The sequence below is a fragment of the Fibrobacter sp. UBA3718 genome (assembly GCF_002371935.1).
GTDB lineage: Bacteria > Fibrobacterota > Fibrobacteria > Fibrobacterales > Fibrobacteraceae > Fibrobacter.
The window spans coordinates 111,888-138,663 of the sequence record NZ_DFHR01000022.1 but is presented as its reverse complement, the minus strand read 5'-3'; the positions used below and the strand labels follow the sequence as shown (position 1 = coordinate 138,663).

Genomic DNA, 26,776 nt, shown 5'->3' with positions numbered 1-26,776 from the left:
TTCTACTAAAATTTTTAGGCGTTCTCGTCCAGAACGACCCAGATATGGCCTTCCTGCACGGATTCGACCTTCACGCGGGTGTTTGCCTCGATGATTTCGCCGTGGGTCTGCACGTCAAACAGCTTGGTGCTGCCGTCGGGCATAGTAAAGCTGGCCTGGCCTACGGGGCGCAGGAACGTCTTTGCTGTACCGGTGTCGCCTACATGCACTTCCTGCACGGATTCCGTGGGGGAGGCGGCGGTTTCCAGGTCGGTCTTGAGCATGGGGGTCCAGCCTTCGGGCAGGAGCGGAATCAGGTACTTGCTCGCGGCAATCGGGAACACGAGCGCGACGCCCGCACAGCATAGCATGTAGAGCAGTCCCAGTAGCCATGGGGTCGCATCGAACGTCGTCTCGACGGCGTCGGGGACGTATTCCGGGAGTTCTCCGGGCGAGAACGACATCGCAAGCGCGATAATCATGCAGATGATGCCGCCGATGCCGAACAGGAATGTTCCGGGCATCACGAATATTTCTACAAGGAAGAGGATTACACCCGCGACGAGCAGGATGGCTGGAATGTAGCCGTCGAGCTGCGGGGCGAACTGCCCGAGGAACACGATGCCGATGAGGATGATGCCGATGATACCGAAGAGCCCGAAGCCCGGAGTCTTGAACTCGATATAGAGCGCACCGAATCCGATGATGAGCAATATGCCGGAGATAGCCGCGATAGCGGCGGCGATGTCTTCGCCGAGCGTCGTCTCGACTTCACTGGCCTTCTCGATGGCAAGCGTCGTCTCGAATTCGTTACGGTCCTTGAACGTGCCCTTGGAGAACCCGAGTTCCATGGCTTCCTTGTCGGTCATGGTCAGGAGTTCGCCCTTCTTCACGAGAATCTTCGGGGCGCCCCAGAACTTCTTGTCGGCGCTGTCGAGGACAGCGTATTTCTGGCCTTCGATGATGAGCGTTGTGTCGCGTTCCGTCTTCTTGCCCTTGTCGAGCTTGGCGGTGAGTTCGAGCACTTCGAGTTCCGGAGTTACGAATGCGGAACTCAGCAGTTCGGGGTAGCCGTTGCGCTGGGCGAGGTTCCTGAACTTGGCACGGAGCGGGGACTGTATTTTTTCGCCGACGATTTGCGGGGTGCCGTCGCCGCCCTGCACAATGGGCGCGCAGTCACCGATGGTCGTGGCTTCGAGCATGTAGAGTTTTTTGCAGGCGAGAGCGATGAGGCTGCCCGCGCTGATGGCCTTCTTCTTCACGAGGGCGATGGTCTCGGGGCCCTTGACCGCCATGATGGTGTCGACCAGGTCGAAGGCGGCATCGAGCCTGCCGCCGAAGGTGTTGATTTCAAAGACGATGTAGTCCGGATTTTCCTTGAGGGCGTCGGCGATGGCGCGGGCGCAGAAATCGTACATGGAAGGTTCCACGTCGCCTTCGAGCTTAATCCAGACGGCGCGCTTCTTATTGGCTGTCATTCTGGAGGGAGTAGAGCGACCGATAGAATCCACGGCGCTGGAAACGTCGGTTGCAGAGGTTTTGTTGGCGTCGACAGTCGCAACGGCGGAGTCGCCTGTGGCGGCAAGGTCGTTGAGCTTGTCGAAACGACTGACGGAGGAATCCTGCGTTATGTTGGCGAAGGAGAATGCCACAAACAGCAGGAGTGCGGATAAAATTCTAGATAACGTCTTCATGTCCATAATGTATAAAAAAGAATTGCCAAAAGAACAATTCTCGTTAGGAGAATCGTTCGTATAGTGCATCCCTTTCGACCGGGGTAAGGCCTTCGCCTGCAATAAGCGACTTCATGCGCTCGGGGCTCATGCCCACGGGTACGGTGGCGCCAGCCGCATGCGTAATCTTTTCCTCGATAATCGTGCCGTCCAGGTCGGAGGCTCCGGCGTGTAGCGCCTTCATCGCGGTCTCGATGCCCATCTGTATCCAGTAGGCCTTGATATGCGGGAAGTTGTCGAGGAACAGCCTTGCGACGGCGACAGTGCGCAAGATGTCTTCTTCGCTCGTGATGTTCGGGACAATCTTGTGCAGCGCGTTGTGCTCCGGGTGGTACACGAGCGGGATGAACGCGAAGAATCCGGGTGCTTCGTCTTGCAGGTCGCGCAGCATGCGCATGTGGGCGATGCGGTCCTCGGGCTTCTCGATGTGCCCGAACAGCATGGTGGCATTTGTCGGGATGCCAATCTTGTGTGCGGCGCGGTGCACGTCGAGCCATTCCTCGCCGGTTTCCTTGCCGGGGCAAATCTGGTCGCGCACGCTCTGCACCAAGATTTCGGCGCCTCCGCCGGGGAGGGCGTCCAGGCCCGCTTCCTTGAGCGTGGTCATGATCTGCAGGGGTGTCTGGCCCGAGATTTTCGCGAAGTGGCAAATCTCTACCGCGGTAAAAGCCTTCAGGTTCACTTTTGGGAATTCTACGCGAAGTTTGCGCAACATCTCGATGTAGTAATCGAATGGATGGTCCGGGTGGAGCCCGCCTACGATGTGCAGTTCCCGTGCGCCTCCGGCAATCGCTTCTGCGGCCTTGTTCCGGATGGTGCCGTAGTCCCAGTCGTATGCGGTGGGGCTATCCTTCTTGATTTTCGAGAAGGCGCAGAACTTGCAGTGCAGTACGCACACGTTGGTGTAGTTGATCTGGCGGTTGTTCACCCAGTACACGGATTTCCCGTGCAGGCGTTCCTTCTCGGCGTTTGCGCGTGCGCAGAGTTCGTCGAGCGGTGCGTTTAAAAACAGGTCTAAAGCTTCGGATTCGCTAAGTCGCGGCATTTTATACAAACTCTTCGCACCACTTGGGTACGATTTCGGTCGCCTTGCCCTGCACAAATACGTCGGTATCCGGGTCGTGTGCGGGAATTTCGAGGTTGAGGCAGGTCACCTTCGCGCCAAAGCGCTTGGCAAAGTTCTTGAAACCGGCGGCGGGGTACACGACGCTGCTCGTGCCGATGTACACGAACTCGTCGCAGTCGCGCAGTGCGTTCTGTATCATGTCCATGTAGAGCGGAACTTCCTCAAAGAACACGATGTCGGGGCGGGTGCCTGCTCCGCAGAACGGACACTTGGTCTCGAGCGTTTCTTCACCCTTGAACATGAATTCGTGGTCGGGGTGGTTCATGCAGCGGAGCTTCATCAGGTCGCCGTGCATGTGCAAGATGCGCTTACTGCCCGCGCGTTCATGAAGGTCGTCAACGTTCTGGGTCACCAGCAGAAAATGGTCGCCTAGGCGCTTCTCGAGTTCGGCGAGTGCAATGTGGGCTGCGTTCGGCTTGTGTTCGGGGAGTCCCTTGCGCAAGAAGTTGTAAAAGTCCATCACGCGCTTCGGGTCGCGCCTGAGCGCGCCGGGCGTACATACGTCCTCGATATTCTCGTGTTCCCACATCCCGTCGTTTCCGCGGAAGGTGCGGAGCCCGGATTCTGCGCTGATACCAGCACCCGTCAGTACAACCAATTTCTTTTCCATAGGTTTCCAATATAGCAAATTCTAAAAAAACGGGGTCGCTTTATGCAAGCGACATAAAGAACAGCGTCTCGGCGACAATGCCTGCCTCGAAATCGGGCAGGTAGAGGCTTTCGTTCTCGCCGTGGGCCGCACATTCGGGGTCCTCGAGGCCGGTGAGCAGTATGGGAATGTCGCCGAAGGTCTTGCGGAAGAGTTCTGCACCCGGGATGCTTGCCCCGCAGCCGATGAACTTGGTATCGTTCTTGTAGGCTTGCGCCATTGCTTCGCTCATCTTCTTGAAGAAGGGGTGTTGCGTGTCGGTGACGAACGGGTTTGCACCGTCCTCGATTTCGGCGGTAAATTCGAGCCCGTTCGGGACCTGAGCCTTCAAAAAGTCCACGAGCATTTGTGAACAGCGGTCCGCGTTCATGCCGGGCGCAAGCCTGATTCCGATGCGGGCGTAGGCGCAGTCCTGGAGCACGTTTCCCGCGCTCGATCGGTTGCCCGACTCCATCGCGGTCACCACGATGGAAGGCCTGCGCCAGAGCGATTCGAGAATTTCCCCTTCGGGGACGGTGAGGCTTACTTTGTCCAAAACGCCGCTCTCGCTGCGGAACGTCTTTTCGCTGTAGCCGAGACTGCGGTACGATTCCAGTTCCTCGGGCGTAGGCGGTACGAGGCCATCCTCAAAATTCGGGATGGCGATGTTCCCGCGCTCGTCGGTCAGCGACGCTATCATGCGGCAGAGTGCCTGAGCGGGGTCGGGAATCGGGCCCGACCAGCTGCCGGAATGGAGCGGCGTCTTGGTGCTGCGGAGGGTGATGTTCACCGCGCTCATCCCGCGGAGAGTTGTCGTGATGGAGGGAGTCCCCTTCGCGAAGTTCCCGAGGTCGGCCACAATCACCGCGTCGCACTTCAGGAGTTTCGCGTGCTCGCGCAATATTTCTGCGAAGCCTGCACTCCCGGATTCCTCTTCGCCCTCGATGATAAACTTGAGGTTTGGTCCCTTGTCGCCGAGCATTTCGCGTACCTGCTTGAATGCCGCAAGGTGCGTGATTATGCCCGCCTTGTCGTCGGCGGTGCCGCGCCCGTAGATGCGGTCGCCGCGGATTTCGGGCTCAAACGGGGCGCTGTTCCACAAAGCCTCGCGCATGGTGGGTTGCACATCGTGATGCGCGTAGAGTAAAATCGTGGGCTTGTCGGGGCTCGTGAGGCTTTCGGCATATACGGTCGCCCTCCCGCTCGGCGGCAGCAGGAACTGCACGTTCTTAAGACCGGCCTCCACGAACATTTTCTTGACGGCTTCCGCGCTCTGTTGCACGAATTTCTGGTCAAAATTGTCGAAACTGATAGACGGAATGCGCACAAGCCGCTTGAGGGCATCGATATAGCTGGGGAAACTCTCTTGGATTCTATTTTCTACGTTCGTAAGCACTTTTTAACCTCTTTTTTTTGTAATTTAAATAATATGGCGAACGATTGCATCAACCACGAATACTATTTGCGTTTTAGCGACAAGGTTCTTGCGCTTATTCGTAAGATTTTCCACAATTCCCCGGAGTTCAGGCACGACTCGTTCAAGTATGCCGCTCGTTTTGCTCCGTTTATCCCATTCATGGGCGGACGCCCGGATTTGAGCAAGCCTCTTAAGCGTGTCATCACTTTTTCGGACCACAGCAATTCGCTCTATCTCGGTTGCCCCATCATTTTGGCGGCCGGCGCGAACAAGACGGCTCTCCGTATCAAGGATTACGCAAATGTCGGCTTTGGTGGCATTACCGTGGGAACGGCGACTCGCCATTTCCGCGAAGGGAATACGCATCGTCCGCGCATCGGTTTCTTGGAAGAGGACCGTGCCATCCACAATAGTATGGGCCTCAATAACGAAGGTGTGGAGGTCATTGCGAAGCGTGTGGATGCGCAACTCGTGAAGGCGCACAAGGCGGGCCTCTGTGTGGGTATCTCGGTCGCGGAGACTCCGGGACTTACGGACCCCGAAGAAAAGCTGAAGGATATCCTCGAAAGTTTCTCGATTGCCTACCGTGCAGGTGACTATATCGAAATCAACGTGAGCTGCCCCAATACAGGCGAGTCACGCGTGGACCTCGACATGAGTTTTTCGGAACGTATCTTTACCGAAATAATGAATTTCAGGAACGGTCTCGGACTGCGCAAGGCGGTGTATGCGAAACTCAGCCCCGACCTTTCGGAACGGCACCTGATTTCCATTATGGAAATGCTTGTACGTACGGGCGTGAATGGGGTTGTCATCGGGAATACGTACCCGACCGCGAAACTGAGCGAACTGCCCGTGAACGTAAAACTTGAGGATCTCAAGCCTCTCCGTGCCGATGGCGACTGCGGTGGCATGTCTGGTCGTCCGCTGTTCGACAACATGGTGTGGAACGTGAAGTATATTCGCGAACATTATCCGCAGATGAGCGTTATTGCGTGCGGCGGCATTGACCACGGGTACAAGATTTACGACCTCATCAAGCTCGGTGTCGATGCGGTGCAGTGCTATTCCGTGGTGGCTTTCCGCTGGATGGCTGCCCACGCCATGCGAAACGAACTCATGGATGCGATGCTGAACGACGGCTATAAGTCGCTCGGCGAATATGACGACCGAAATCCGAAGAAATAAGTTTATTTGTGTTTTTGACAATGAACGTTGTCTTCAAGTCTTTTCTGATCCTGCTTTTGGCCGTAGCGTTTGGGTGGAGCCGTGATTTTATGGGCCTCCCGGTCGAGGACGAGGTTTCTGACAGCGACATGTCCATGCCGGGCTTTGTTGTTGGCGGGGGCCTCTCGCTGGCGTATTACCTTCGCGGGTTCGACGGAACTGTCGATGTCGATGCCGAATACCGGATCCATCGCCTTCATTCGCTTGGCCTCCATGGCGGAATTTCCATTGCGGGAGAATTCGTTGAGACCGGACTTGACTGGCGATGGTATTTCAAGGGAGCGCTGATTCAAACGGGACATGACGATTTTTTGCATTTTTCTGCGTCGGTATTCTGCATGGAACATTTTGATGAGTGGTTCTTTTCGCCAGCGGTTGAATTCGGTTACGGACGCGACATCCTGTTTTTCAAGAAGACCGAATTGCTAGGAAGAATCGAGGTCCAGGCAAGCTACCTTCTGGGCGAACCAGTCACCAAGATGAACGATCGACTCCTCGTGGACGAGAGCGGTCGCCTTATAGTGAACATCCGCTTTTCGCTGCTGTTTTTTTAAGGAAATGAAATGATGAATAATTTGAAGCGCACGTTGTTGTTTTCACTACTGTTTGCTGTTGCGCCTTCGTTTGCGGGACCGTGGCTCGGCCTCATCTTCAAGAAGGTCGAATTTGAAAACCACCTCGCGCTCGATGTGAAAGGCGTACATCCTGGTTCTGGCTGCGTGGCCGCAGGCATTGTCGCAGGCGACAAGGTCATCGGTTTTGCGGGCAAGCCGCTTACCGACATGTCGCAGATAACCTCCGTCATTTCGTCTTCGAAGGCGGGAGCAGTTGTCGCTGTCGAAATACTTCGCGATGGCAAGAAGAAAAATCTCAAGGTGAAGCTCACCGACCGTCCCGATGACATCAGCAGTCTCACGGGTTCTGCCATCGGGAGCAAGATGGCGGAATTCGGCAAGAACTTCTACCAGAACGGCGAAAAGCGCAAGGTAAAACCCAAGGCGACGCTTCTCGATTTTTGGGCGACCTGGTGCGGACCATGCCACCAGACCCTCCCGATTCTCGAAAATCTTTACAACAAGCTCGGCAACCAGGGGCTTGAGGTCATTGGAATTGCCGACGAACCCCTTTCGACGCTCAACGCGTTCTATGAACGTCAGCATCGTTCTCCTTATCCGCTATATCGCGATGCGACCAAGGACTTTTGGCGCCGCTACGGAATCCGCGCCGTACCGACGCTCATGCTGCTCGACGGCGAAGGCTACATCAAGGGTGTCTGGAGCGGAGTGCCGAACGCGAAGGCGCTCGAACAGGTTGTCCGCGAAACAATGGAAGGAAAATAGGACTACTTCTTCAGGGATTCGAAAATCCTGTTGTATTCGTCCTTGGAAATCCTCTTGTATCCGGTTGTGACACCACCGAATTCGTAGAAGGCAGAATCGCCCTTGACCCTCATCAGGTATTCCATGTCGTAGGAATTCTTGCCGCGAATGGCTCCGTCCTTATAGGAGGCGTCGAGGTCGCCGTTGATGTTGCGGATGATGTAGTTGTTGCCTTCGTTCGGGATGACTTCGAAAATCATGTTGGCTTCGCCAAGCCAGCATCCGACGAACTGACCTTCATCCTTTTGGCATCCGCTAAAGGAGAGGGCGAGGAGGGAGAAAAGTGCGATGGAAATAATCTTTTTCATGTCTCTCAAAATAGTTATTTTTAAAGAGAACGATGAAATATGTGACCTTCGCAGCTCCTTTTTTGGCAATACTCCTACTTTTGGGAGTCTATCTGCTTATTAGGACAAATGATCGCCCTGTTCAGAAGTTCGAGCCCAAACCGGAAACGGAGGTTGTTTTTGATGCGGAAGAGTATCTACGGCAGTTGAAAATGTCGCATAAGCCCTTTTCGCAGGGAGGGGTCCATAGACTTTTGCTCAAGCGGACTCGACAAAAACAGGGGGTGTACCTCGAAAGCCTGGAGCCAGCGATGGATTCCGTGGGCCTTGAAATCGTGAACGCATTTCATGAGGTGATGGGTTTCGAATATGTGCCCGTCATAACAAGCGGAAACGATTATCCTTACCACGTCCGCAATTCCAAACATTATGAGAACAAGGCTCTCGACTTTCGCTTGAAGGGACTGCTTCTCGAAGAACGTAAGTCCGTTATCGAAATAGCGCAGAAGCGCCTTGCCGGTCGAGCCCGCGTTCTCTGGGAAAAAGGCGAAGCCGAACACCTGCACGTGGAATTGATCGATTAAATATTCCATCGCCCGAGAACTGCATTCATTAACGCACAAGTCAAAGACTTGTGCGGGGGGGCAAACTTGTTTGCCCGACTATATTTACCTCTATCTGCAGCAGCGGAATCCGACGCTCGGGTATTGGTTCTGCGGGTAGAAGCTGAACTTGCTGTCGGTGCACTTGCTTTCGTTGTTCGTGTTCCATGCGCCGCCCGCCACGAGGAACATGTTCGGATGGTCCTTGCTTGTGGTGGAAGTCCATTCCCAGAGGTTCCCGTTCATATCGTACATGCCGTACCAGCTGCGGCACTGTTCCTTGCGTCCGCTGCGCTTCACGGCCTTGGTGTTTGTATTGCACTTGTTCTGACGGTAGCTGTCGCCGTAGGAGTAGCGTCCTTTGTCCTTGCCGCGGCACGCCGCCTGCCATTCGTCGATGCTGCAGAGGTGCTTGCCGGCTTGCTTGCAGAGCTCTACCGCCTGTTCCTGGTTCACCATGTCACGCGGGACGGCATCAGGTTCGTTCGGGTATTCGTAGGCGTCCACGCAGACCGTCTTCCCGCCGACGGGGACGGGGTAGGCGTTCTTGCCGCACACGTTGTCCGATGCCATGTCGTATTTGGCCTCTTCCCACTTGCTGCGGTTGCCGACGGAATCCTCGGCGAGGTAGAAAACGCTTCCGGTCTTGTTGTATTCAACGGCCTTGCCTGCCTCGACCGGATTCATAGTGTCGCCAATCGAAAGGAATGTCTTGCACTTGATTTCGTCGCATTTTACCTTCAGCTTGATGGGGTCGTAGTAGCGGCCGGCAGGCGGCGTGATTTCGGCGGACGGGGGTGTCTTGTCCGAGGAACGGATGCTGTCCTGCACGCGCTTCTTTTCAAGTGAGTCGAGCCGGGCCTTTTCGGCCTTGGCTATGCTGTCGTTGCGCGCCTGTTCCACTTTCTGAAGCGAATCGTTCACGGCGCGGATGCTGTCGCGCACGTGCTTCACGCTGTCGCGCACATGGCGAAGGCTATCCTTGTTGATTTCCGGTTTCAGGTTCGCGAGCGAATCGGCAACGCGGATGGAATCTGCTACGCGTGCGCTATCTGCTGCTCGGAGGCTGTCGGCAATGCGGGCTTCTTCTGCGCTGGCTAGGCTGTCCATCTTGGCCTTTTCCATGCGACGCAGACTGTCGAGAATGTAGTTCTGCCTGGCTTCGAGCTCGGTTTGCTGTTGCTTCTGCAGGGCTTCCTGCTTGATCCTGTCGAGCTGACACTGCACAATAAAGAGGCAAAGCAGCAAAAGGAACATGATGACAAGAACGACAATGTTCTTCTTCTTGCGCTTCTTGGCCTTGGCATCGAGGGTTTCGTCTTTTTCTAGATCTTGCTGTTCGTTCGGCGTATTCTCTGTCATGGCGGTTCTTAAACTTGTTTGAGGTGGCTATTCTTCGATTTCCACTTTTTCGGGCACGGCAATTTCTTCGTGGAAGAGTTCGGCCCAGTGGCGCTTGATTTCGGCTTCAAGTTCCTTGATGGAAAGCTTGCGGCGCAGGCTGTTGCGGTAGGCAATAGAAATGCCGCCCGTCTCTTCGGAAACGACAATCACCATGGCGTCGCATTCTGCGGCGAGCGCCTTGGCTGCACGGTGGCGCATGCCGTAGCCCGCATCGCCTTCTACGTTTCCGGTTGGCATCGGCAAAATGCATCCTGCCGCGACGATGCTATGGCTGTTCAGGAGCACGGCACCGTCATGGAGGGCCGAATTCGGAAAGAACAGTGCTCGAAGCAGTCGCGAACTGATTCGTGCGTTCAAAATTTCTCCGGTCTCCTCGTAGTTGCGAAGGCCCACGCGCTTTTCGAGCACGATGAGCGCGCCCACATGGTTCTTCGCGAGGTCCTGCACGGCGTTGGTGATGGATTCCGTTACGTCGTCGAGGCCGCTGGAATGGAAGAAAAGCTGGCGTAAGTCGGCTCGGCTGATGGTCTGGCCGATTCGCGTAAGGGCACTTCGAATTTCTGGCTGGAAGAGGATGACGAGGGCGATAATGCCGATGCTCGTGAGGTTGCTGAGCATCCAGGAGATGCTTCGCAGTTCCCACCACTGGGCGATGAGCCATGCGCCAATGAGCAGGAGGCCGCCTACAATCATCTGTACGGCACGAGTGCCGCGGAACAGCAGGAACACGTAGTAAAGGATGATGGAAACGAGCAGAATGTCCAGGATGTCGGCCATTCTCACGTCGATGACGTCAAAAAGTTTAAACAGTACCATGGGTCTTCAGCGCCTCCAGGTAAAGTATAGATTCTTTTGTCTCCCGCACGTCGTGAACGCGGAGTGCGGATGCACCCCCGAGGACTGCGATAATGCCTGCAGTGATGGTGGGGATGAGCCTGTCGCTCTTTTCGAGGCCCGCAATCTTCCCGATATAGGACTTTCGGGATGTGCCCACAAGGATGGGGTAGCCTTCCGCGAGGAATTCCTCGGTAGATTTCATCAGGTCGATATTGTCCTGTGCAGTTTTCCCGAATCCGATGCCGGGGTCGATGCAAATTCTGGACTTCTCGACGCCTGCCTTGATGAGAGCTTCCGCGCGAGACAAGAGCTCCTCGCGCACCTCTGCGACCACGTTCGCATAGGGCTTGAAATCCTGCTGCATGGTGCCGAAGTTTCCGCGCATGTGGTTGAGGACCACGCTTGCTCCGGTGCTTGCGGCGACGCCCGCCATTTCGGGGTCCATCGCGCAGGCGCTGATGTCGTTGATGATGTGCGCCCCGAGTTTCATGCATTCGCGCGCGACACGCGACTTTACGGTATCGACCGAGATGTAGAACTCGCGGGAACCCGGATTGTCGAGGTCTCCCGAAATGTTTGCAAGCTGTGCGAGCGCCTCCACTACGGGGCATACGCGGTCCATTTCTTCCTGCTCGCTTACGGGTGCGGAACCGGGCCTGCTGCTTTCCCCGCCGATATCGAGAATGTCCGCTCCCTGCTGCAGGAGCGATACCGCATGCTCGTAGGCTGCCTCGGGCGAGTTGTGCTTGCCGCCGTCAAAGAAACTGTCCGGAGTCACGTTCACGATTCCCATCACGAGAGGCGTAGAACAGGGAATGACCTTGTTCCCGACTTTCCAGGGGAGGGCACGGCTTTGTTCCAGGACAGGCTTCAGCATCTACGAGTTTTCCTGTTCGTGCGGTTCGACTGTAGTTGAATGAGCTTCGCCGTCGCTTGCCGGAGTCGTACCGCCAGCGGGGGCGGGCTTGATTTCTGCAACGGGTGCATCGGCGACCGGGGCTACCGGCGGCTGCTTTCCCGGGTCGGGCGGGGGCGTCTCTTCGCGCTTCTTCTTTTCGGCCATCTCTTCGAGAGCCTGGTACTGGCGGCTCTTCTTGGTGCCGGTGAGCTTTTCGCCCGCCATGACCTTGTCGATTTCTTCGCGGTCGAGCACTTCGAATTCGAACAGCGCTTCGGCGAGGTCGATAAGCTTGTCCTTGTGTTCTTCGATGAGCTTGCGTGCCGCGGCATCCAGACGCTTGATGAGGCTGTTGACCGCGTTGTCGATTTTCTCGGCCATCATCTCGGACATTTCCTTCGGCTTGCTTATTTCGCGACCTAGGAACACTTCGCCGTCGGCGCGGCTGTAGCATACCGGCCCGATTTCGTCGTCGAAGCCCCATTCAGTGACCATCTTGCGGGCAAGTTCTGTTGCGCGCTGGATGTCGTTAGATGCACCCGTGCTCTGGTGGTTGAAGAATATGAGTTCTGCAAGGCGGCCTGACATCATGATCATGATGCGCTCTTCTGCGTATTCGCGGCTGTAGCTCACCTGGTCGCGTTCCGGGAGGCTCATCGTGACGCCGAGAGCGCGGCCGCGCGGGATAATCGTAATCTTGTGGAGCGGGTCGCTGTGCTTGCACAGGAGCGTCATGAGGGCGTGGCCCGCTTCGTGGTAGGCGGTGTGGCGCTTCTCTTCGTCGGTCATCAGGAGCGTGCGGCGCTCGGCACCCATGCTGAGCTTGTCGCGGGCTTCTTCGAAGTCGAGCATCGTCACCTTCTTGTTGTTGAACCGCGCGGCGAGCAGGGCGGCCTCGTTCACGAGGTTCTCGAGGTCTGCACCGGCAAGTCCCGGCGTTCCCTTCGCGATGGCCGATACATCCACGTCCTTGTCGAGAGGTACCTTGCGCTTCTTCAGGTGTACCTTCAGGATTTCTTCGCGGCCCTTGAGGTCGGGCAGTCCCACCACGATCTGGCGGTCGAAGCGTCCCGGACGGAGCAGCGCCTTGTCGAGCACGTCGGGGCGGTTGGTGGCTGCAATCAGGATGACGCCTTCGTTTGCTGCGAAACCATCCATCTCCACGAGAAGCTGGTTCAGAGTCTGTTCTCGTTCGTCGTGCCCGCCACCGAGGCCTGCGCCACGCTGGCGACCCACTGCGTCGATTTCGTCGATGAACAGAATGCACGGGGCGTTTTTCTTGCCGGTTTCAAAGAGGTCGCGCACGCGGCTAGCACCTACGCCCACGAACATTTCCACGAAGTCCGAACCCGACATGCTGAAGAACGGCACTCCCGCTTCGCCCGCGACTGCGCGTGCGAGGAGAGTCTTGCCGGTACCCGGAGGCCCGACGAGCAGAGCCCCCTTCGGGATTCGTCCGCCGAGTTCGTCGTATTTTTTCGGGTCCTTCAAGAACTCCACGAGTTCCTGCAAGTCCTGCTTTGCCTCGTCGCAACCCGCCACGTCGTTGAACGTGGTCTTCTTCTTCGGGTCGTTACCGATAATCTTTGCCTGGCTCTTGCCAAAGCTGAACGGGTTCTTGCCGCCACCGCCCATCTGGCGGCTCGTCATTATCCAGAAGAACGCGATGAGGATAATGACCGGGAGGAACGCCATGATGGTGTCGAGCCACGTGGTCGATTCGTGGATGACCTTCACCTTCACGCCCTTGAACATTTCCCAGGCGGTAATCTGATCGTTGGAAATTTCGAGCATGTGGCTCGTGAAGTGCTTGGTGTCACCCGCATTGTCGGAACGCGTGAAGCGTGCGATGGGACTCCTGTTCTTGTTCGCTTCGGCAATCTCTTCGGGAGTGAGCTTGTAGGCACCCTCGATGATGATGCCGTCGGGAGTCTTCTGCAGCGAAAGTTCGGTAATGACCTTGGTGGAATCTCCCATCATGGCCAAGAATTCAGTGCGTGTCAGGTTTTGTTCCTTGTCCTGCCCGGTAAGCGGGAACATCACGAACAGCATGACAAGTATAATAAGAACAATGATAAAGTTCCGATTCTTGAACGGGGAGGCGGGCTTCTTGGTTTGGCTCATTATAATCCTTTTTCTTTCATCTCGCAAGATACAAATTTCTGGGCTTCCTCGGGGGTGCGAAATTCGCAAATCTTGATGGTATGGCCGATTTTAACGATAGAACGCCTGCGGTAGGCCGCCCGGTGCGGAATTTTGACGTGAGCGGGCTCTTTCGGGCCGTAGAAGAACCCGATGGGGAAGCGGAAACCTTGTTCGGCGAGCCACAGGCGGAACATTTCCGAGAGGTCCGCGTCCGCGTGTTCACGCAGAATTTTATGGAACTTTTTCTTGTCCAGGGTAATGCACTGAACAATCCCGGCTTCCTTACTTGTCATCCCCGCGTAGGCGGGCGGACAGCACTTAACAACTTGTTGTTTAGTGCGCATGGCCACCAAGGTGGGGATCTCCTTTACAAGAGGCTCCTTGCAAAGAGCGATGGTGAAAAGAGTATAGCATTTCTTCATCACCTTCTTGTACGCCCGGTCTGCAAGCTCCGCAATCCGGCAGAGTTGTGCTGTCGCGCCGGGGCATTCCCGTTCCAGCAGGGGCAATAGTTCATGCCGCACCTTGTTGCGGGCGAATTTCACGTCGGCATTGCTCTCGTCTTCGCACCAGGTGAGATTGTTCTCGCGGGTGTAGGCGAGTAGTTCCTCGCGCGTCACGTTAAGGAAAGGACGGTAGATGAGGTGTGTAGTGTGAAATGTGCCGTGTCCAATAGAGTCTAACGCCCGCAGCGATTGGATTCCCCGCAATCCGGCGAGTGTCGTGCCGCGGCGGAGGCGCATGTACATCGTTTCCGCCTGGTCGCCCGCATGGTGCGCCGTGACGATGATGCCTTTATTGTCATTTCCGCGCAGGCGGGAATCTCCAATTTCATTTACAATCTCGACCAGCGCCTTATACCTTGCGTCCCGTGCGTTTTCTTCGAGCGAACTTTCGGCACTTTTTAACGCTTCGCCATCCAACTTTTTCAAGAAAAACGGAATATTGTGTGACTTCGCAAATTCCTCCACAAATGCGGCATCCCTGTCGGCTGTTCCGACCCGCAGCCCGTGATGCACATGTGCAATTCCGAGCCATTCAATGCCGAGTACTTCGCGGTTAACAATGAAATAATGCGCCAGGCAAATGGAATCCAACCCGCCCGAAACTGCAAGCAGCAGGCGTTTGAAACCATGACGGCGGATATTTTGCGTTAAATCAAGACTCAATTTTTATTTCAAATTAAATTGCTTGATGCATTCATCGAATTCTTTCTCGTTGTCGCTGGATCCTTGAAGTTGTTTGATGAATGTTCGATGGATGTTGCTGTATTCGCTTTCGACGAAATCTTGGCTGTGGTCGCCGTTTTCGCAGTACTCTTGCGTTATTTCGACATTTCTTTGCCACCAGGCGCAGGTGATTCCTTGAAAGGTTATTTGATTAGTGAATGTTGAAATTTGCGTGGGGGCCATCTCTAATGTGTGGTTGAATGAAACCTCGAAGATTTGGTTGTTTACGGAAATGTCGGCCTTATTTAAATCCTTGGCGACAATCCACAAGTCTTTGCTTATAAAGACTGTGTCGGTAGGAAGTTCCTGGACTTTTTGAAGTTGATTATTGCAGGATTCCTCTTTTTGTTCGTCATTAAATAAATCATAGATGACGCCGCAATATTGTCGTGGTTCGGGTGTGTAGCTTGATCCTGTGATTTTGCTGCGGGTTGTTATGCTTCTCTGCTTAGGAGTCAGTGTAAGGGTGATTTTATAGTTGGAAGGAATCTCAGCATATATTCCATGATAGATTCTGCCGACACATTCCCATGTTGAAAAAATGGATTTGGAAGTACCGACGTATACGGTTGCGGTTTCTATGGTTTCGCAGGAGTCTCCGATGTAATCGCATTCGTATAGAGTGTCATTAGACATCTTGAATCCGAAGGAATGGTCTATCATATATCTAAGCGAGTCTCCGCCATATTCGGATTGGAACATAGTTGGCGACACGTCGTACCTGTCAAAAACGCCCGTGTAGTCTTCCGCTATCCATTTGAAAGAATTTGTGGCGGAATCGTAATCGCATTCCTCTTCGAGGAAATAGTACCTGAGATGTTCTTCATCAAAGAAAGAAAAATGGTCGATGCTTATTGTGGTAATCCAGCCGTCATCCGAAGGCAAAGATTCCCCCTTGTCGCTAGAAGAATTTGCTTCTTGAACGCTTGAAGAAGAATTCTGTTCTTCCTTTTTTTCAGAAGACGAACTAACGATTTTTTCGTCCGAAGATGATTCGATAGCAACTTCTTCTGAAGAAGACGAAAGTTCTTGGTCATCTGCAGACGATGAATTGTCGTCGCCGCAGGCGACCATCAGTAGGGCGGAAAACAGAACGCAATATGCTTTTTTCATATCAATCCTTTGCATGTCCTAAAAAATAATTTATATTTCCCCCTCAAGGAGGCCCCTATGGCTAAAAACAGAGCGAAAGCAGCGGGCAAGGTTGCTGATGCCGCAACGGAAAGCGCAAGAATGCGAACGCTACGCATAGACGGCTCCCAGAACGGAGCCACGTTACGGACAAGAATCGTCCGCGACAAGACCAAGTACAACAGAAACATTAAACATAAAAAGTCCCTCGCCGATGCGAGGGATTTTCCTTTATACAGGCAGTCGCAGGTTATTTGCCCGTTGCAATCTTGCCGTAAAATTCCTTGACGTCATCCCAGCGGTAATACGGGGTGGCGGGGCAGTTCTTTACTGTTGCTGTATCGCATGTCACGGGCAGTTTCTGCTCGATTTCGTTGAGCATCACTTTCACTAAAATCGGGGCGCCCTTCTTGCTGGACTTGTAGAATACGAGCTGTATGTTGGCGGCCATCGGGCTGATTTCATAGTCGCGCCAGACCTTGTGCAGGTTTTCCATGTCTGCGGTTTCGATGCCGGTGTTCTGCGTGCCGTTTTCTAGCTGTAAAAGCACTGCAAACGGGAAAATCACCGTATCGTGGCCGAAGCGGAGCGTCGCTGTGGTCTTTTTCGCGGGCTTCTTACCTGCGGTTTTGTCTGTTTTGGCTGTGTCGGCAGCAATCACCTTGTCGGCTTCATCCAGAACGTTTTTCAAGAGCGGGCGGGCGTTGTCGAGCCCCTGTTTTTGGGCGAATGGATTGTTGCCGAGAACGCTGTACCACCAGGCGTTCTGTGCATGCCAGCGAGCGGCAAGGTCTTCTTCGGTCCACAGGTCGTCAAAGTTGAATTCGATTTCGGGGCTACCTTGCAGGCTGTTGCCGATTTCATAAATCTTGCTGAAAAGGTCGCCTGCGTCTACATTCTTCTGGATGTAGTTGGAATCATTGAAAATCGTTCGCATCATGCGAGTCGGATTCACGTGGCTGTAGAGTTTTTCGTTTTCTTTTTGCCAGGTGGGGGTGTTCGATTCACCGATGATTTTCCCGAAGTCGAGCGGGCTGATGAAACTCATCAGGTACTTGCCCGATTCCTGGTGAATTTCGACCTTGGGCTTTAGCGCATGCAGTTCTTCGAGGAATGCTGCCATGCTCACGACGCAGCGTACGCTGGTGCTGGCGTAGGCTTCTACATAGGCGTTATTCTTGAAAACTTCAGGGAAGTTCTTGACCATGCGCTTTGCGATTCCCTGATGCTGGGCCACGCCGAGCTGGGTCAAGTCGCCTGCACGCGGGGCGGCGTATTCGTCCAGGAACTTGGCGCGTTCAAGCAGGCTCTTGCCGAGGTCCGTGAGCTTGCCTAAGGAATCCGCCTTGGCGAGCGTATTGTACAGCGCATGATAGTGGTCGGCCGGCTGGTGGAATCGGCTGCCGTGCCTGCCGTAGTGGCTCAGGTAAAATGGCTTGTAGCCTGCGGGTGCCTTGGTGTATTTAGCAGTCGGAGTGGGGTAGGCGTAGTAATTGCTACCCATCTGGTGACGGTCCTGGGCAAAGCAGACGATTGCGACAACAAACAAAAATGCGAATGTTTTTTTCATAATGCGACCTTTTGCCTAAAAATAATAAAGTCGCAAAGCATGGAGATAAATGAAATCTTTTTTAAAAAAGGATTAGCATGTTCATCCCCGCCGCGGAGTTGGCTATGTTGAACGTTGGTGCGAGGGTGAGCTTTGTGCCGTTATGTTGTTCGTCGCGCCTGCGTTTGTAGATTTCGTGCGCTTTTTTGTATGATTCCAACTGATTGTAGAGTCCGTCCTTGTTGAAAAGCGCGTATAGGTTGTAACTGAGGCCCACAACTCCGACGGCTGTTAAACCTATAGAAACGATGAAAAGTTCCGTTCTTAGCGCCTCTTTGAGCGATTCCTGGCCATCGGAATCGAATCCGTCTTTGGCGTACATGGCGGTAAGGACCCCGCCGCCGCCAATTAGCATTCCGCCAAGAATGGCGAGATTTGTCTTGTGGCTGATATCCTTCTTCTCTTGCTCGATCAGGTTACGGTAGTGCTCGTTGAAATCTGTTCGGGTTTCTAGGGCCAATCTTTCCGCTTCCAGGGAATCGGATGTGAAAATGGATGGTGGAACTTCGACGCTTGCGCCTGCTTGGGCGTAGCAAAATGCTGCCGTGGCCAATAAAATAAATAAGGCTCTAAACATAATTCTCCTCGTCCGCAATATATATAAAAGGAGGATGTCGTAGTCCATGAAGGTCAAAATCTGCTGATAAGGTGCAAAAAATGACGTTTTGATGGATTTTGACGGGCTGGTTGTTCGTAAAAATGAGAGAATAACAACGAAATGTTGCCTTTTTTTTTCGTTGACGCGTTTTTGTAAATTTCTTTTTATATTTTTTGAAAAGACATGTTAATAAAGGATGACCTATGAAAAACAATAAATTCGTTGCAGCTATCTGCCGTTTCTTTGGCAAGATTAACCAAAAATGGTTGAACCTGAAGCCCAAGAGCACGGACCGCCTGACCCAGATCGAGGAAAAGTACGATTTCCCGGCAACCCATATTGTGGGGCATGTCGGCACGGCGGTTGCCATAATCGTCTGCATTGTGGGCGTAATTATGGTTATTTGGGGCCTGACTCCGGTTATCAAGCGTAGCGTGTCTGCGCCCAAGATGGTTGAACAGCAGGAAGTGACAGCACAGCAGGTTCAGGAATGTGCTCAGAATATGAAACCTGCAAGGACCTCGGGTGCCAGAAAGCCGGCTGCTCGCCGTGTTGTTTCTCGCGAAGGCGATGAAGAGTCCGAGGCCCTGCCGCCGGATGTCTCTCTTGCAAAGCTCCAGGAGGCCATGCCTTCCGTGAAGCTCACCCGTCCCGGCAAGAAGCTGATATGCGAACATAGCGAAGGTCACTACGAATACGGTGATTTCGGTGATTGGATTTATCCTTCCCGCTGCTATGTCAGTGGCCAGATCGACACCAAGGCTGGTGCCGAGATTCATGCCAAGCTGCAGAGAATTTATCCGTTTGACAGTGTGAGCCAGCAGGTGACTGCGGACAATTTGGCAGACCGCCTGATGCGCTACCAGGTCGCGGTCCGCCCCGCTATCTTGAAAACCTCCTTGAATTGGCTCGAAGGCGTGGCTGAAGTCGAGGAACTCTGGACCCTTTGGGAAACTATCGATGGTATTATTGGAAACGCTGCGGATGCATCCATTACCATGGATGTGGATAAGCTCTTCGACCAGTTCGCCGATTTCATGCTCAAGAATGCCGAAACGGGTCGCCCGATATTTGACAAGTTGCTCAGGCTCGTGAAACTTGCTCCGGGGCAGGACCGTCTCAAGACGTTCAGGACGGCCCGCTCTGCATACAAGGATTTCTTGAACCTCTACTATGTGAGCGACGAAACCTATGCAAAGTTTGGCGCAGAACTGATCGCGGGTGATGCTGGCTATGAACAGTTTGCCATGATCTTCAAGGTCGGCATGCCTGAATACAAGGAATTCAAGAAGGAATTCAAGGCCAATCCTGCCTACAAGGTCAATGGCTATGCAAGGGACGAATGGCACAAGGCTACGGATAAGTTCCTTTCCATGACTCAGCTGCATGTAGGTTCGGACTTCTACTACAACATGACTTGTTTCTACGAAGCGTTCCTTGCAGAAACGAACGAGCGTGTGGCCGAAAACTACAGGCTTCTCCGCGACTACAATGCGGAGAGGGAAGAGGCTCTGCGTGAAGCCAACGAACGTGCCGAATCGCAGAAAGAACTTGTCCCGAAGGGCAAGGAATATGTCAAAGATGGATTCCTCGCGATTCTCATCATTATCATCGCCCTGGCCCTCTTCTCGCTCCAGCGTTCGTTGAAGCGTTTGGAAAAGGCGCTTGTTAAGGATTCTCAGGACAACGAAAAGCAAGGGGAATAAAAATGCGCTTTCGACATTTTGCCGTTGTGCTTGTCGCGGCCTTCGCCTCGCACGCTTTTGCTCAAGATTGTGCGGCTCAACGCGGTGAATGGCTCAAGCAGCACCATAAGTGCTTGAAATTGTTTAAGGAGGCGGTTGCGGAAGACAAGCAGCCCAAGAGTGGCTTGTTTGAACCCCAGCTGGACGCCTTCATCAGCTGTTTCGATGAGGAAAAGAATCGCTTTCCTCAGTTCATTGCAAAGGACGGTGAATGCAAGGACTTTGTGCCCGCGAAGCTCGAGAAGAACTTCGAGGAGTTTACGAAGGCCTGCTTCAATCGTTCTAACATGGACAAGTGCGGCGAAATGTTGAAAGACAAAAAAATCGACAACATCAGGAATGCCGAAGGAGCGACACTCCTGATGATGGCCGCGAAGGAATGTGACCTCAAGGCATTTAACTATTTGCTCTCGCAAGGTGCCGACGTCAAGAGGTGGGATCATCGCGGACGCGGCATTATGCACTATGCTTTGCAACATGAGTATTTGGATGCTGAAGAAGGCAGCGACGAGGCGGAACTGAACTCCGACCTTGCCCAAAATCAGGATGAAATCATCCGGCAGCTAATCGAGAAGGGTGCTTTGGTCAATGATATTGCGTTGGACGGTGCCATGCCTCTTGGATATGCATTTGGAGTTACGAATAGGCAGAATGTCGTGAAAACCTTGCTTGCGGCGGGAGCCAAGCCTGCGCTTGCCTTTTTTAAGCCACGAGGCAAGTCTCAGATATCTGTATTGTCGGATGTCATTATCTCTCAAGGATCCACGGACAAACTGAAGGACATCCTTGAGACGGGGGTCAATCCTAATGATGTGGCCTATGCGGCAGTCCCCCTCTGGGGCTTGGTGTGGTCCAATAAAGAGATCCCGGTTGGTGATACGATGGCCGTAATGCTTTTGCAGGCAGGCTTGGATCCGAACGGGTACATTAATATGGATAAGACTCAGTCCGTGTTTGCGGACGTCATTAGGGCAGAATCTCCGATTTTTGTGATACAGGCATTCCTCAAGGCCAAGGTGGATTTGAACAACTTAATTTGGAACGGCGAACATTTTGACCCGATGCGGGTTGCTATTGAAAAAGGGAACGTGGGCATTGTCCAGGCCCTTTTGCAAGCGGGGTATGATCCCAAGACTAATGTGGCAACGCTTAAGAATGGCGGGAAAATCAATGCTCTTGAATTCGCTATTGTTTATAAAAACAAGGAAATAGTTGATTTGCTTCTCAAGAAAAAGCCGGACGTGAACAGAAAAATCCGTCGTGACGATGGCACGATTACAAATCCGCTTTGCCTTGCGGCATATCAGGAAGGAAACGCCGCTGTCGTGAAGTCCCTTATAGCGGCAAAGGCGAACGTCAACCAGAATTGCGGCAGTGATGACTCAACCCCGTTGACCGCTGCTGTGGACAATTCCGACGAAGATATGGTTCGTGTCCTTGTTAATGCGAAAGCAAACGTGAATGTTGTTCGTGAGGGTGGGTTTACGCTTCTTGAGTTTGCTCAATACAAGGAAAACTCGAATATCATCAATATGTTGAAGAAGGCCGGTGCACGTGCTCCCTTCCGTGGGAATTTTGTTGGCTTCTGTGCAGACTCGAATCTGACCGAAAAGATGGTTCTCGATGCTATCAGGGACGGTGCTGATGTGAACGAGGTCAAGGGTGACGACGGTTGGACCCCGCTTCATGCGGTGGCGTTGTTTGGTAGGGACCTCAAGGCCATGCAGGTGCTCATCAAGAAGGGCGCTTTTGTGAATGCGCAAACCAAGAGCGGAATGACTCCCTTCCTGATGGCCGCCAAGTTTAATTCAAATCCGGCCTTCGCTAAAATGCTCATGGCAGCAGGGGCCGATATCGATGCCCGCGACTCCGAAAATAACGGTTGGGATGCCTTGCAGGACGCCGTGGCGAACAATGGCCCCGAAGTTGTCTCGCTGTTGCTGGGCGCAGGGATGGCGCAGGGCTACAATGAAGCGGAAAAGAATCTTCTCGTCAGGATTGCGGTCAGGAACAACGACAATCACCGTGTGCTGATTACGTTGCTCAAGAACGGATTCCACGCTGAACCGACGAATTCTTGGTGGGAGAAGCCCTTAAATGTCGCCTTGGAATTCGCAAAGCCCATCGATATCATCAAGGTGCTAATTAGCGGCGGTGCCATTGTCGATGATTCGGCGATGAGAAAGGCAAGGGATCTCCCGATGGAAACTAAGGAACAGCAGAAGTACCGTAACCAGGTTATCGATATCTTGACCAAGGCTAAAAAGAAAAAACGTTAAAAAAGTAAATCGGTATGAAAAGAATTCCCTTGGTTACGGTGATTGTTCTTGTGGCGGCTTTGAGCGGAATTGCTGAGTCGCTAACCGATTCCCGTGACGGCCAAATGTACAAGGTCGTCGAGATAGGGGGCACGAAGTGGTTGGCCGAAAACCTGAACTTCAAGACGAAGAACAGCTTCTGCTACGATGACGACGAGTCCAATTGCAAACTGTACGGTCGCCTCTACACGTTCGATGCGGCTCAGAACGCCTGCCCGGACGGATGGAGGATAGCCTCGGAAAGCGACTGGAATTCCCTGAGCGATGCGGACTACCAGAAGACGCTTCAGGTGCAGCCGGCCGGATTCCGTAACAGTAAGGGAAAATACGAACTCGAAGGCCTCCGCGCCGATTTCTGGACGGATGGCTCGGCGAGCAAGGACAAGGGAAACTATGCCTACTTTAGCTTCAAGGCGCAAAAGAGCGACAAGAACAATTACAGCAAGAAGGGAGCCATGTCCGTCCGCTGTGTCGAAGGTGGCTCTGCAGCAGATGAGTGCGAAGACTTTGGCGGTGAAGGCCAAGGCTACTACGAATCGGTTGTTGAGCGGAAAGATTTCTCAGTATGGCAGAATATTCAACATGGAATGTGCTCTCGTGGAGCGTCAGAAGAGTTCCTGATAGTTTTCAAGAAGGGTTTTATGCTTAAATGTGATTGCCAGCAGGATGACGACTTCGAATCGTATGTGACATATGGCGGCGGAATCCCGAAATTTTGCGGTAAGTCCGGCAGTAAATGCTCGTCTTGCCAGCTAGATTCGTTCAAAGATTTGAAACAGTGCCTGCCAATGCTAAATGCCACTCTTAAAAATGGATTCTTGACAGAGTAGGAGAAAGGCTATGAAAAAGTTTGCCATATTTTTGTTGATATCTGCTGCATTGGTATTTGCCGCATCGGGACATTCTACGACATCATATGGCGGAGGTCAGCCTGCTATTGTTGAGCCGGGGAATCGTGCTGTCGCGTTTGACTCAAACAAGAGATTGAAGGGAAGCGAAGTCACGGTTCAAAATATCTTGAAATTGTTGTCGGGTAAAAATCTTGGACGGATAGATGAGGATGGTGATCTGTTTGTCACGGATGGAAATTATAAGGGATACGTATATGTTTACCCAGACAAGAAAATGGTGAAAATTTCAGCCTTGTGGGGTGGCAACCTGAAGGTTGACGAATCAGTTGCGATTGTTGTCGCCAACGAATTCAATGCGGGTAAAGTCTTGGGGAAAGCTTACTATTATCAGGCGGAAGATGGGGAAGGTCGGATGCGCCTGGTTTATGACTTTGTTTATGATGATGGAGTCAGCGCTGTTTTCCTTAATGAAACCCTCAACTGGTTTTGGGCTTTGTGTTCCGGTTTTTCGTCAATGATAAACGAAAAAAATTTGTTTGAGTAACGGGTATTTTTATGGTACGCCTTCTCTGGATTGCATTTGTGTTGACGGCTCTTTGTTTTGGTGCTGGCTACTCCGATTTTGGGCACTGGTTCGAGGCTCTGTGGAATAGCTGCATATAGGAAAAGGTTTGTTTGTTCATGAAAAATCTAAAAAAGATATTGTTCGGTATATTTGTCGCATTCTGTGCGCAGCAGGTCCTTGCCTATGGTCATTACGATACGAGCTCGGATTATGATGATGAAATTTCTGTAGGGGACGAAGCTGGAGGGGGTTTTCAGAAAGCCTCGTCGAATCAGAATCAAAATGGCTTGGCCCTTCATGTTGCTGTGACAGACAATTACATTGTTATCGGGGCGCGAGGTGGTTTTCAGCCGAACGTGTATTATGAAGTCCTGGGGGGGCGCTATCCGGATCGTTATGTAGCAATACAGAAGGAATCTGAGGAAGATCCCGGCCGTGTTATTTGGACGGTCTATTCTTCAAGAAATGGAGAACCGGACAGTGCCTATGTAGATGAAAACAATAATTTTCTCGCTCTTCCCGGTGAGGGTCCTTCGGGTATGCAACCGCCGGAATATCTGACTAAGCCCCGCGCCGGGACTGTTCTTGCAACGATTTCGCCCAATTCAGCCCGTGTGCTTAGCCAATGGGAGGCTCAAAGGGCTGTCGTTGCTCCTTTGTCTGTGTTTGACGTGATTGCAAAGGATCTAGTCGCTATACATACGCAGTTCAGTGATATGGAGGATGTTAATTGTGCGGGCTTGATTATAAGTAGCACTTTTTTTGACGATAATAGGCTCCGTGAATTGCGTCCCTTGATGAGCGCGTTGAAGAATGCGGGGTTCCGGAATATTTGCCTGTTTTTTTTGGATAAAGTGGATGAATCGGTAAAAAAGATGGCTTACGACGAACTCTTTTCTCCGCTCGGTCTTAAGCCTTCGAACAAGTGTGCCCCCATAATGCTTCTCACAGCTAAAAGCAAGACCGCTAGTGCTGCGGCTTATGACCTAATGAAAAACCAGAAGTTCTCTAAGGATATTGACCGCGTTCTGAAAGATGTTGCTGGCCTCCAGACGTCGGGAAAAACTGACGGCGGCTCCAACGAAGGGAACGGAGGTATTGGCGACGGACTTGCGGGGCTTTTCTGTGGCGACAGTTGTAGCAATAAAGGCGGTATCGCAACCAAGGCCAAGGGAAACGTAAAAACTCCGACTGCCCGTGATATCGACATAAGTGATGACGGTTTCCGCTCCGAATCGGACATCATGAAGGTCGTGCGCCAGCGTACTCCGGGCCTGCGCCATCTTTATAACAAGTTCCTGAAGAAGAGGGAAGGTTTTGCTGGCCGCATCGTCTTGAAGTTAAGGATTGCTCCGGGTGGTGAGGTTACTTTTATCTCGATTGTTTCCTCTACGACCGGATATGGCGAATTTGATGCTAGTATCAAGAACGCGGTCTCCAACTGGATGTTCAATAAGGTTGACTTTGGCAGTACGACGGTGAAGATTCCATTTACTTTCAGTGAAAATTAAGTCGAGATGTAGTATGCGCTTCCTTGTTTACATTCTTCTTGCTATTGCCATGACGGTTTGTGCTCATGCGCAAGAGGAATCCTATGAGGAAGACTTCGCCGACGAACCGTTCGATGAACAGTTGGCGGGAACGTTAAACACCCCGTTGAATCTGAACGATCCGTTTGACCAGTTTAACGGGAGTCTGTTGCATGCCGAATTTGACCTGGATGTCGAGGATGAAATGGACTTTCTCACGCCTCAGGGAGGTTCGTCGGAACAGGTCGCTGCCGCACCGAAGACATCTCCGAAACCGGCCAAAAAGAAGAGGAAGTTCCGGGTAAACTGGGGCAACTTCATGATTTCATCGGCTGTGCTGGTTGCAGGGGGCGCTGCCGCGTACTACGGTGACCTCAGGGCCAAGCAGGAACGTGATGCGGGGGTCCCGGCATCTAGAGTTGAGTTGAATGATCGCATTGATGCAGCAAAGAACTGGCAGATTATAAGAGCTATCGGATATTGTGTGGCTGGAATCGGAGCCCTTGGTGTTGTCCTGACACTGGCTTTTTGAGGGGATTGCGTATGAAGGTGTTGCTGTTCTTGTTGTTCTTGGTTCTGGCTGGATGTACGCAGTCTAAATTGGTTATCGAAGGAGACGCTCTTTCGGACAAAAAGTCGTTCGAGGCGAAAACGGGATTCTTGTCCGTGGTCTCGGCCGAGTCTGCGTGCGACGCAAAGGAAGTTTGCCAAAAGAAGAACGGAACCTTGATTTTGTCGGGCGACAGCCTGAAGGCCGCTGTTCCTTTTCACCCCAACCAGGTCTTTGCGGCCCCGCTCCCGCCGGGCTATTATGAGGTTGATTCCATTGCGTATTTCTGCGAAGGGAGCGATGCCCACTCGAAATTCTCGTGGGGCTTTGACGGCATGCCCGACAAAAGGCTTTATTTGAAGATACCGCATGTAGGCTTCTGCAAGATGGACATCCTGGCCGCATCCGAGCTTTCGCTTGTTCCCGGAAAGCAGGAAATTGAAGCGAAGAGGCCTTACGGCAGTCTTGCCGTGAATCTGGAAAAGCTTCCCGATTGCCTGATATATTCGGATGATGTCCTGTACAAGGAGAAACTTGTCGTATCGGGCCAGAGCTCTTGTCTGAATAGCGATGACTTTGTCTGGAAAAATATCGGTGGTACGGCAAAACTGAATACGGAAAAAGCGGGGAAGGTATCGGTTTCGTATTCGGACGATGTTGTTGCCTCGAAGCCAAATGTCGTGGCGGAAATGAAACAGAAGAAGGACCTTTCGACATGCTCGGTCTTGTCTTACAGTTACCGGGGCTCGGGACATGTGTTTTTTGCGACGACGTCCCTTTTGGGAGGCTCGTTCGTTACGGTGCCGGTCCTGATAAAGGATTCGGAAGATTGGCGTCAGGTTACGCTTCCCTGGAATAATCCGAATGTTGCCGGAGAAGTTTCGATGGAAGAATTCAGGAAATCGCTTATAGGACTTACTTGGAGAATCGAAGGTTATTCCTCTGTGGGCAACTATTTGGAGATAAAGAACGTCCGTTGCGAATAGGTG

General features: G+C 52.8%; 24 protein-coding genes. 11 read left to right on the top strand and 13 right to left on the bottom strand.

Features of this window, described 5'->3' with window-relative positions; all coding sequences use genetic code 11:
• Positions 1–14: 14 nt before the first annotated feature.
• The 4 genes from B4A77_RS08820 to B4A77_RS08805 are packed head-to-tail and all read right to left on the bottom strand — an operon-like array spanning position 15 to position 4,862.
• Positions 15–1,673, bottom strand: coding sequence for an NfeD family protein (locus B4A77_RS08820; RefSeq protein WP_290731439.1), 1,659 nt, complete (start codon positions 1,671–1,673; stop codon positions 15–17).
• A 43-nt stretch (positions 1,674–1,716) separates the two neighbouring features.
• Complete coding sequence (gene mqnE, locus B4A77_RS08815) at positions 1,717–2,757, bottom strand: aminofutalosine synthase MqnE (RefSeq protein WP_290733783.1); 1,041 nt, start codon at positions 2,755–2,757, stop codon at positions 1,717–1,719.
• 1 nt (position 2,758) lies between these two features.
• Positions 2,759–3,448, bottom strand: coding sequence for an SIR2 family NAD-dependent protein deacylase (locus B4A77_RS08810; RefSeq protein WP_290740017.1), 690 nt, complete (start codon positions 3,446–3,448; stop codon positions 2,759–2,761).
• 40 nt (positions 3,449–3,488) lie between these two features.
• Positions 3,489–4,862 carry a M20/M25/M40 family metallo-hydrolase gene (locus B4A77_RS08805; RefSeq protein ID WP_290740014.1) on the bottom strand — a complete coding sequence of 458 codons (1,374 nt, stop codon included), beginning with the start codon at positions 4,860–4,862 and terminating at the stop codon, positions 3,489–3,491.
• 33 nt (positions 4,863–4,895) lie between these two features.
• On the opposite strand from B4A77_RS08805, the gene B4A77_RS08800 reads away from it, so the two are divergent.
• Genes B4A77_RS08800 through B4A77_RS08790 form a run of 3 tightly spaced genes read left to right on the top strand, consistent with a single transcriptional unit; the run spans position 4,896 to position 7,450 of the window.
• Positions 4,896–6,071, top strand: a complete 1,176-nt coding sequence (locus B4A77_RS08800) for a dihydroorotate oxidase (protein WP_290723880.1) — start codon at positions 4,896–4,898, stop codon at positions 6,069–6,071.
• A gap of 14 nt (positions 6,072–6,085) precedes the next feature.
• Positions 6,086–6,664 (top strand): hypothetical protein, encoded by a 579-nt coding sequence (locus B4A77_RS08795; protein ID WP_173365351.1) that lies wholly within the window; start codon positions 6,086–6,088, stop codon positions 6,662–6,664.
• 9 nt (positions 6,665–6,673) lie between these two features.
• Positions 6,674–7,450 (top strand): redoxin domain-containing protein, encoded by a 777-nt coding sequence (locus B4A77_RS08790; RefSeq protein ID WP_290740011.1) that lies wholly within the window; start codon positions 6,674–6,676, stop codon positions 7,448–7,450.
• Between the two features lie 2 nt (positions 7,451–7,452).
• On the opposite strand, the gene B4A77_RS08785 is transcribed toward B4A77_RS08790, so the two are convergent.
• On the bottom strand, positions 7,453–7,797 hold the full coding sequence (locus tag B4A77_RS08785; RefSeq protein ID WP_173382612.1) for a hypothetical protein: 345 nt from the start codon (positions 7,795–7,797) through the stop codon (positions 7,453–7,455).
• A 290-nt stretch (positions 7,798–8,087) separates the two neighbouring features.
• Here B4A77_RS08785 and B4A77_RS08780 point away from each other — a divergent pair, with 290 nt between their 5' ends.
• A complete protein-coding gene (locus B4A77_RS08780; RefSeq protein WP_173382611.1) occupies positions 8,088–8,360 on the top strand; it encodes a hypothetical protein in 273 nt (90 codons plus the stop codon).
• Between the two features lie 90 nt (positions 8,361–8,450).
• On the opposite strand, the gene B4A77_RS08775 is transcribed toward B4A77_RS08780, so the two are convergent.
• The 8 genes from B4A77_RS08775 to B4A77_RS08740 form a co-directional block, all read right to left on the bottom strand.
• Entirely contained in the window at positions 8,451–9,740 is a 1,290-nt protein-coding gene (locus B4A77_RS08775; RefSeq protein WP_290733792.1) for a formylglycine-generating enzyme family protein, read from the bottom strand.
• 27 nt (positions 9,741–9,767) lie between these two features.
• Positions 9,768–10,598 (bottom strand): diadenylate cyclase CdaA, encoded by an 831-nt coding sequence (gene cdaA, locus B4A77_RS08770; protein WP_173365355.1) that lies wholly within the window; start codon positions 10,596–10,598, stop codon positions 9,768–9,770.
• Positions 10,585–11,496 carry a dihydropteroate synthase gene (folP, locus tag B4A77_RS08765; RefSeq protein ID WP_290740008.1) on the bottom strand — a complete coding sequence of 304 codons (912 nt, stop codon included), beginning with the start codon at positions 11,494–11,496 and terminating at the stop codon, positions 10,585–10,587. The genes cdaA and folP overlap by 14 nt, the downstream gene beginning before the upstream one ends.
• The gene (gene ftsH / locus B4A77_RS08760; protein WP_290740005.1) at positions 11,497–13,641 is read right to left on the bottom strand and encodes an ATP-dependent zinc metalloprotease FtsH; all 2,145 of its coding nucleotides are present in this window, start codon (positions 13,639–13,641) and stop codon (positions 11,497–11,499) included.
• Positions 13,641–14,831: a tRNA lysidine(34) synthetase TilS gene (gene tilS, locus B4A77_RS08755; protein ID WP_290740002.1), complete on the bottom strand. Its 1,191-nt coding sequence runs from the start codon at positions 14,829–14,831 to the stop codon at positions 13,641–13,643. Before tilS ends, ftsH begins: the two co-directional genes overlap by 1 nt.
• Positions 14,832–14,834: 3 nt before the next feature.
• Positions 14,835–16,019, bottom strand: a complete 1,185-nt coding sequence (locus tag B4A77_RS08750; protein WP_290731466.1) for a hypothetical protein — start codon at positions 16,017–16,019, stop codon at positions 14,835–14,837.
• Between the two features lie 253 nt (positions 16,020–16,272).
• Positions 16,273–17,592: a histidine-type phosphatase gene (locus B4A77_RS08745; RefSeq protein ID WP_290739999.1), complete on the bottom strand. Its 1,320-nt coding sequence runs from the start codon at positions 17,590–17,592 to the stop codon at positions 16,273–16,275.
• Positions 17,593–17,653: 61 nt separating this feature from the next.
• Positions 17,654–18,256, bottom strand: coding sequence for a hypothetical protein (locus tag B4A77_RS08740; protein WP_290731472.1), 603 nt, complete (start codon positions 18,254–18,256; stop codon positions 17,654–17,656).
• Positions 18,257–18,432: 176 nt separating this feature from the next.
• Between B4A77_RS08740 and B4A77_RS08735 the strand changes: the two genes are divergently transcribed.
• From B4A77_RS08735 to B4A77_RS08705, 7 genes are all read left to right on the top strand, one after another.
• Positions 18,433–19,935 (top strand): hypothetical protein, encoded by a 1,503-nt coding sequence (locus B4A77_RS08735; RefSeq protein WP_290731475.1) that lies wholly within the window; start codon positions 18,433–18,435, stop codon positions 19,933–19,935.
• Positions 19,936–19,937: 2 nt separating this feature from the next.
• Complete coding sequence (locus B4A77_RS08730; protein WP_290739996.1) at positions 19,938–22,253, top strand: ankyrin repeat domain-containing protein; 2,316 nt, start codon at positions 19,938–19,940, stop codon at positions 22,251–22,253.
• Between the two features lie 14 nt (positions 22,254–22,267).
• Positions 22,268–23,122, top strand: coding sequence for an FISUMP domain-containing protein (locus tag B4A77_RS08725; RefSeq protein ID WP_290731481.1), 855 nt, complete (start codon positions 22,268–22,270; stop codon positions 23,120–23,122).
• Between the two features lie 10 nt (positions 23,123–23,132).
• Positions 23,133–23,687, top strand: coding sequence for a YbjN domain-containing protein (locus B4A77_RS08720; protein ID WP_290731484.1), 555 nt, complete (start codon positions 23,133–23,135; stop codon positions 23,685–23,687).
• A gap of 137 nt (positions 23,688–23,824) precedes the next feature.
• The gene (locus B4A77_RS08715) at positions 23,825–25,219 is read left to right on the top strand and encodes an AgmX/PglI C-terminal domain-containing protein (protein ID WP_290731487.1); all 1,395 of its coding nucleotides are present in this window, start codon (positions 23,825–23,827) and stop codon (positions 25,217–25,219) included.
• A 13-nt stretch (positions 25,220–25,232) separates the two neighbouring features.
• On the top strand, positions 25,233–25,769 hold the full coding sequence (locus B4A77_RS08710; RefSeq protein WP_290731490.1) for a hypothetical protein: 537 nt from the start codon (positions 25,233–25,235) through the stop codon (positions 25,767–25,769).
• Between the two features lie 11 nt (positions 25,770–25,780).
• Positions 25,781–26,773, top strand: coding sequence for a hypothetical protein (locus B4A77_RS08705; RefSeq protein ID WP_290731493.1), 993 nt, complete (start codon positions 25,781–25,783; stop codon positions 26,771–26,773).
• Positions 26,774–26,776 lie beyond the last annotated feature (3 nt).

Bases quoted from the DNA above. Each gene is read 5' to 3' on its own strand.
- B4A77_RS08820 (WP_290731439.1), bottom strand. From the start codon at position 1,673: ATGAAGACGTTATCTAGAATTTTATCCGCACTCCTGCTGTTTGTGGCA.
- mqnE (WP_290733783.1), bottom strand. From the start codon at position 2,757: ATGCCGCGACTTAGCGAATCCGAAGCTTTAGACCTGTTTTTAAACGCA.
- B4A77_RS08810 (WP_290740017.1), bottom strand. From the start codon at position 3,448: ATGGAAAAGAAATTGGTTGTACTGACGGGTGCTGGTATCAGCGCAGAA.
- B4A77_RS08800 (WP_290723880.1), top strand. From the start codon at position 4,896: ATGGCGAACGATTGCATCAACCACGAATACTATTTGCGTTTTAGCGAC.
- B4A77_RS08790 (WP_290740011.1), top strand. From the start codon at position 6,674: ATGATGAATAATTTGAAGCGCACGTTGTTGTTTTCACTACTGTTTGCT.
- B4A77_RS08785 (WP_173382612.1), bottom strand. From the start codon at position 7,797: ATGAAAAAGATTATTTCCATCGCACTTTTCTCCCTCCTCGCCCTCTCC.
- B4A77_RS08780 (WP_173382611.1), top strand. From the start codon at position 8,088: ATGGATTCCGTGGGCCTTGAAATCGTGAACGCATTTCATGAGGTGATG.
- B4A77_RS08775 (WP_290733792.1), bottom strand. From the start codon at position 9,740: ATGACAGAGAATACGCCGAACGAACAGCAAGATCTAGAAAAAGACGAA.
- cdaA (WP_173365355.1), bottom strand. From the start codon at position 10,598: ATGGTACTGTTTAAACTTTTTGACGTCATCGACGTGAGAATGGCCGAC.
- folP (WP_290740008.1), bottom strand. From the start codon at position 11,496: ATGCTGAAGCCTGTCCTGGAACAAAGCCGTGCCCTCCCCTGGAAAGTC.
- ftsH (WP_290740005.1), bottom strand. From the start codon at position 13,641: ATGAGCCAAACCAAGAAGCCCGCCTCCCCGTTCAAGAATCGGAACTTT.
- B4A77_RS08750 (WP_290731466.1), bottom strand. From the start codon at position 16,019: ATGCAAAGGATTGATATGAAAAAAGCATATTGCGTTCTGTTTTCCGCC.
- B4A77_RS08745 (WP_290739999.1), bottom strand. From the start codon at position 17,592: ATGAAAAAAACATTCGCATTTTTGTTTGTTGTCGCAATCGTCTGCTTT.
- B4A77_RS08740 (WP_290731472.1), bottom strand. From the start codon at position 18,256: ATGGACTACGACATCCTCCTTTTATATATATTGCGGACGAGGAGAATT.
- B4A77_RS08735 (WP_290731475.1), top strand. From the start codon at position 18,433: ATGAAAAACAATAAATTCGTTGCAGCTATCTGCCGTTTCTTTGGCAAG.
- B4A77_RS08730 (WP_290739996.1), top strand. From the start codon at position 19,938: ATGCGCTTTCGACATTTTGCCGTTGTGCTTGTCGCGGCCTTCGCCTCG.
- B4A77_RS08725 (WP_290731481.1), top strand. From the start codon at position 22,268: ATGAAAAGAATTCCCTTGGTTACGGTGATTGTTCTTGTGGCGGCTTTG.
- B4A77_RS08720 (WP_290731484.1), top strand. From the start codon at position 23,133: ATGAAAAAGTTTGCCATATTTTTGTTGATATCTGCTGCATTGGTATTT.
- B4A77_RS08715 (WP_290731487.1), top strand. From the start codon at position 23,825: ATGAAAAATCTAAAAAAGATATTGTTCGGTATATTTGTCGCATTCTGT.
- B4A77_RS08710 (WP_290731490.1), top strand. From the start codon at position 25,233: ATGCGCTTCCTTGTTTACATTCTTCTTGCTATTGCCATGACGGTTTGT.
- B4A77_RS08705 (WP_290731493.1), top strand. From the start codon at position 25,781: ATGAAGGTGTTGCTGTTCTTGTTGTTCTTGGTTCTGGCTGGATGTACG.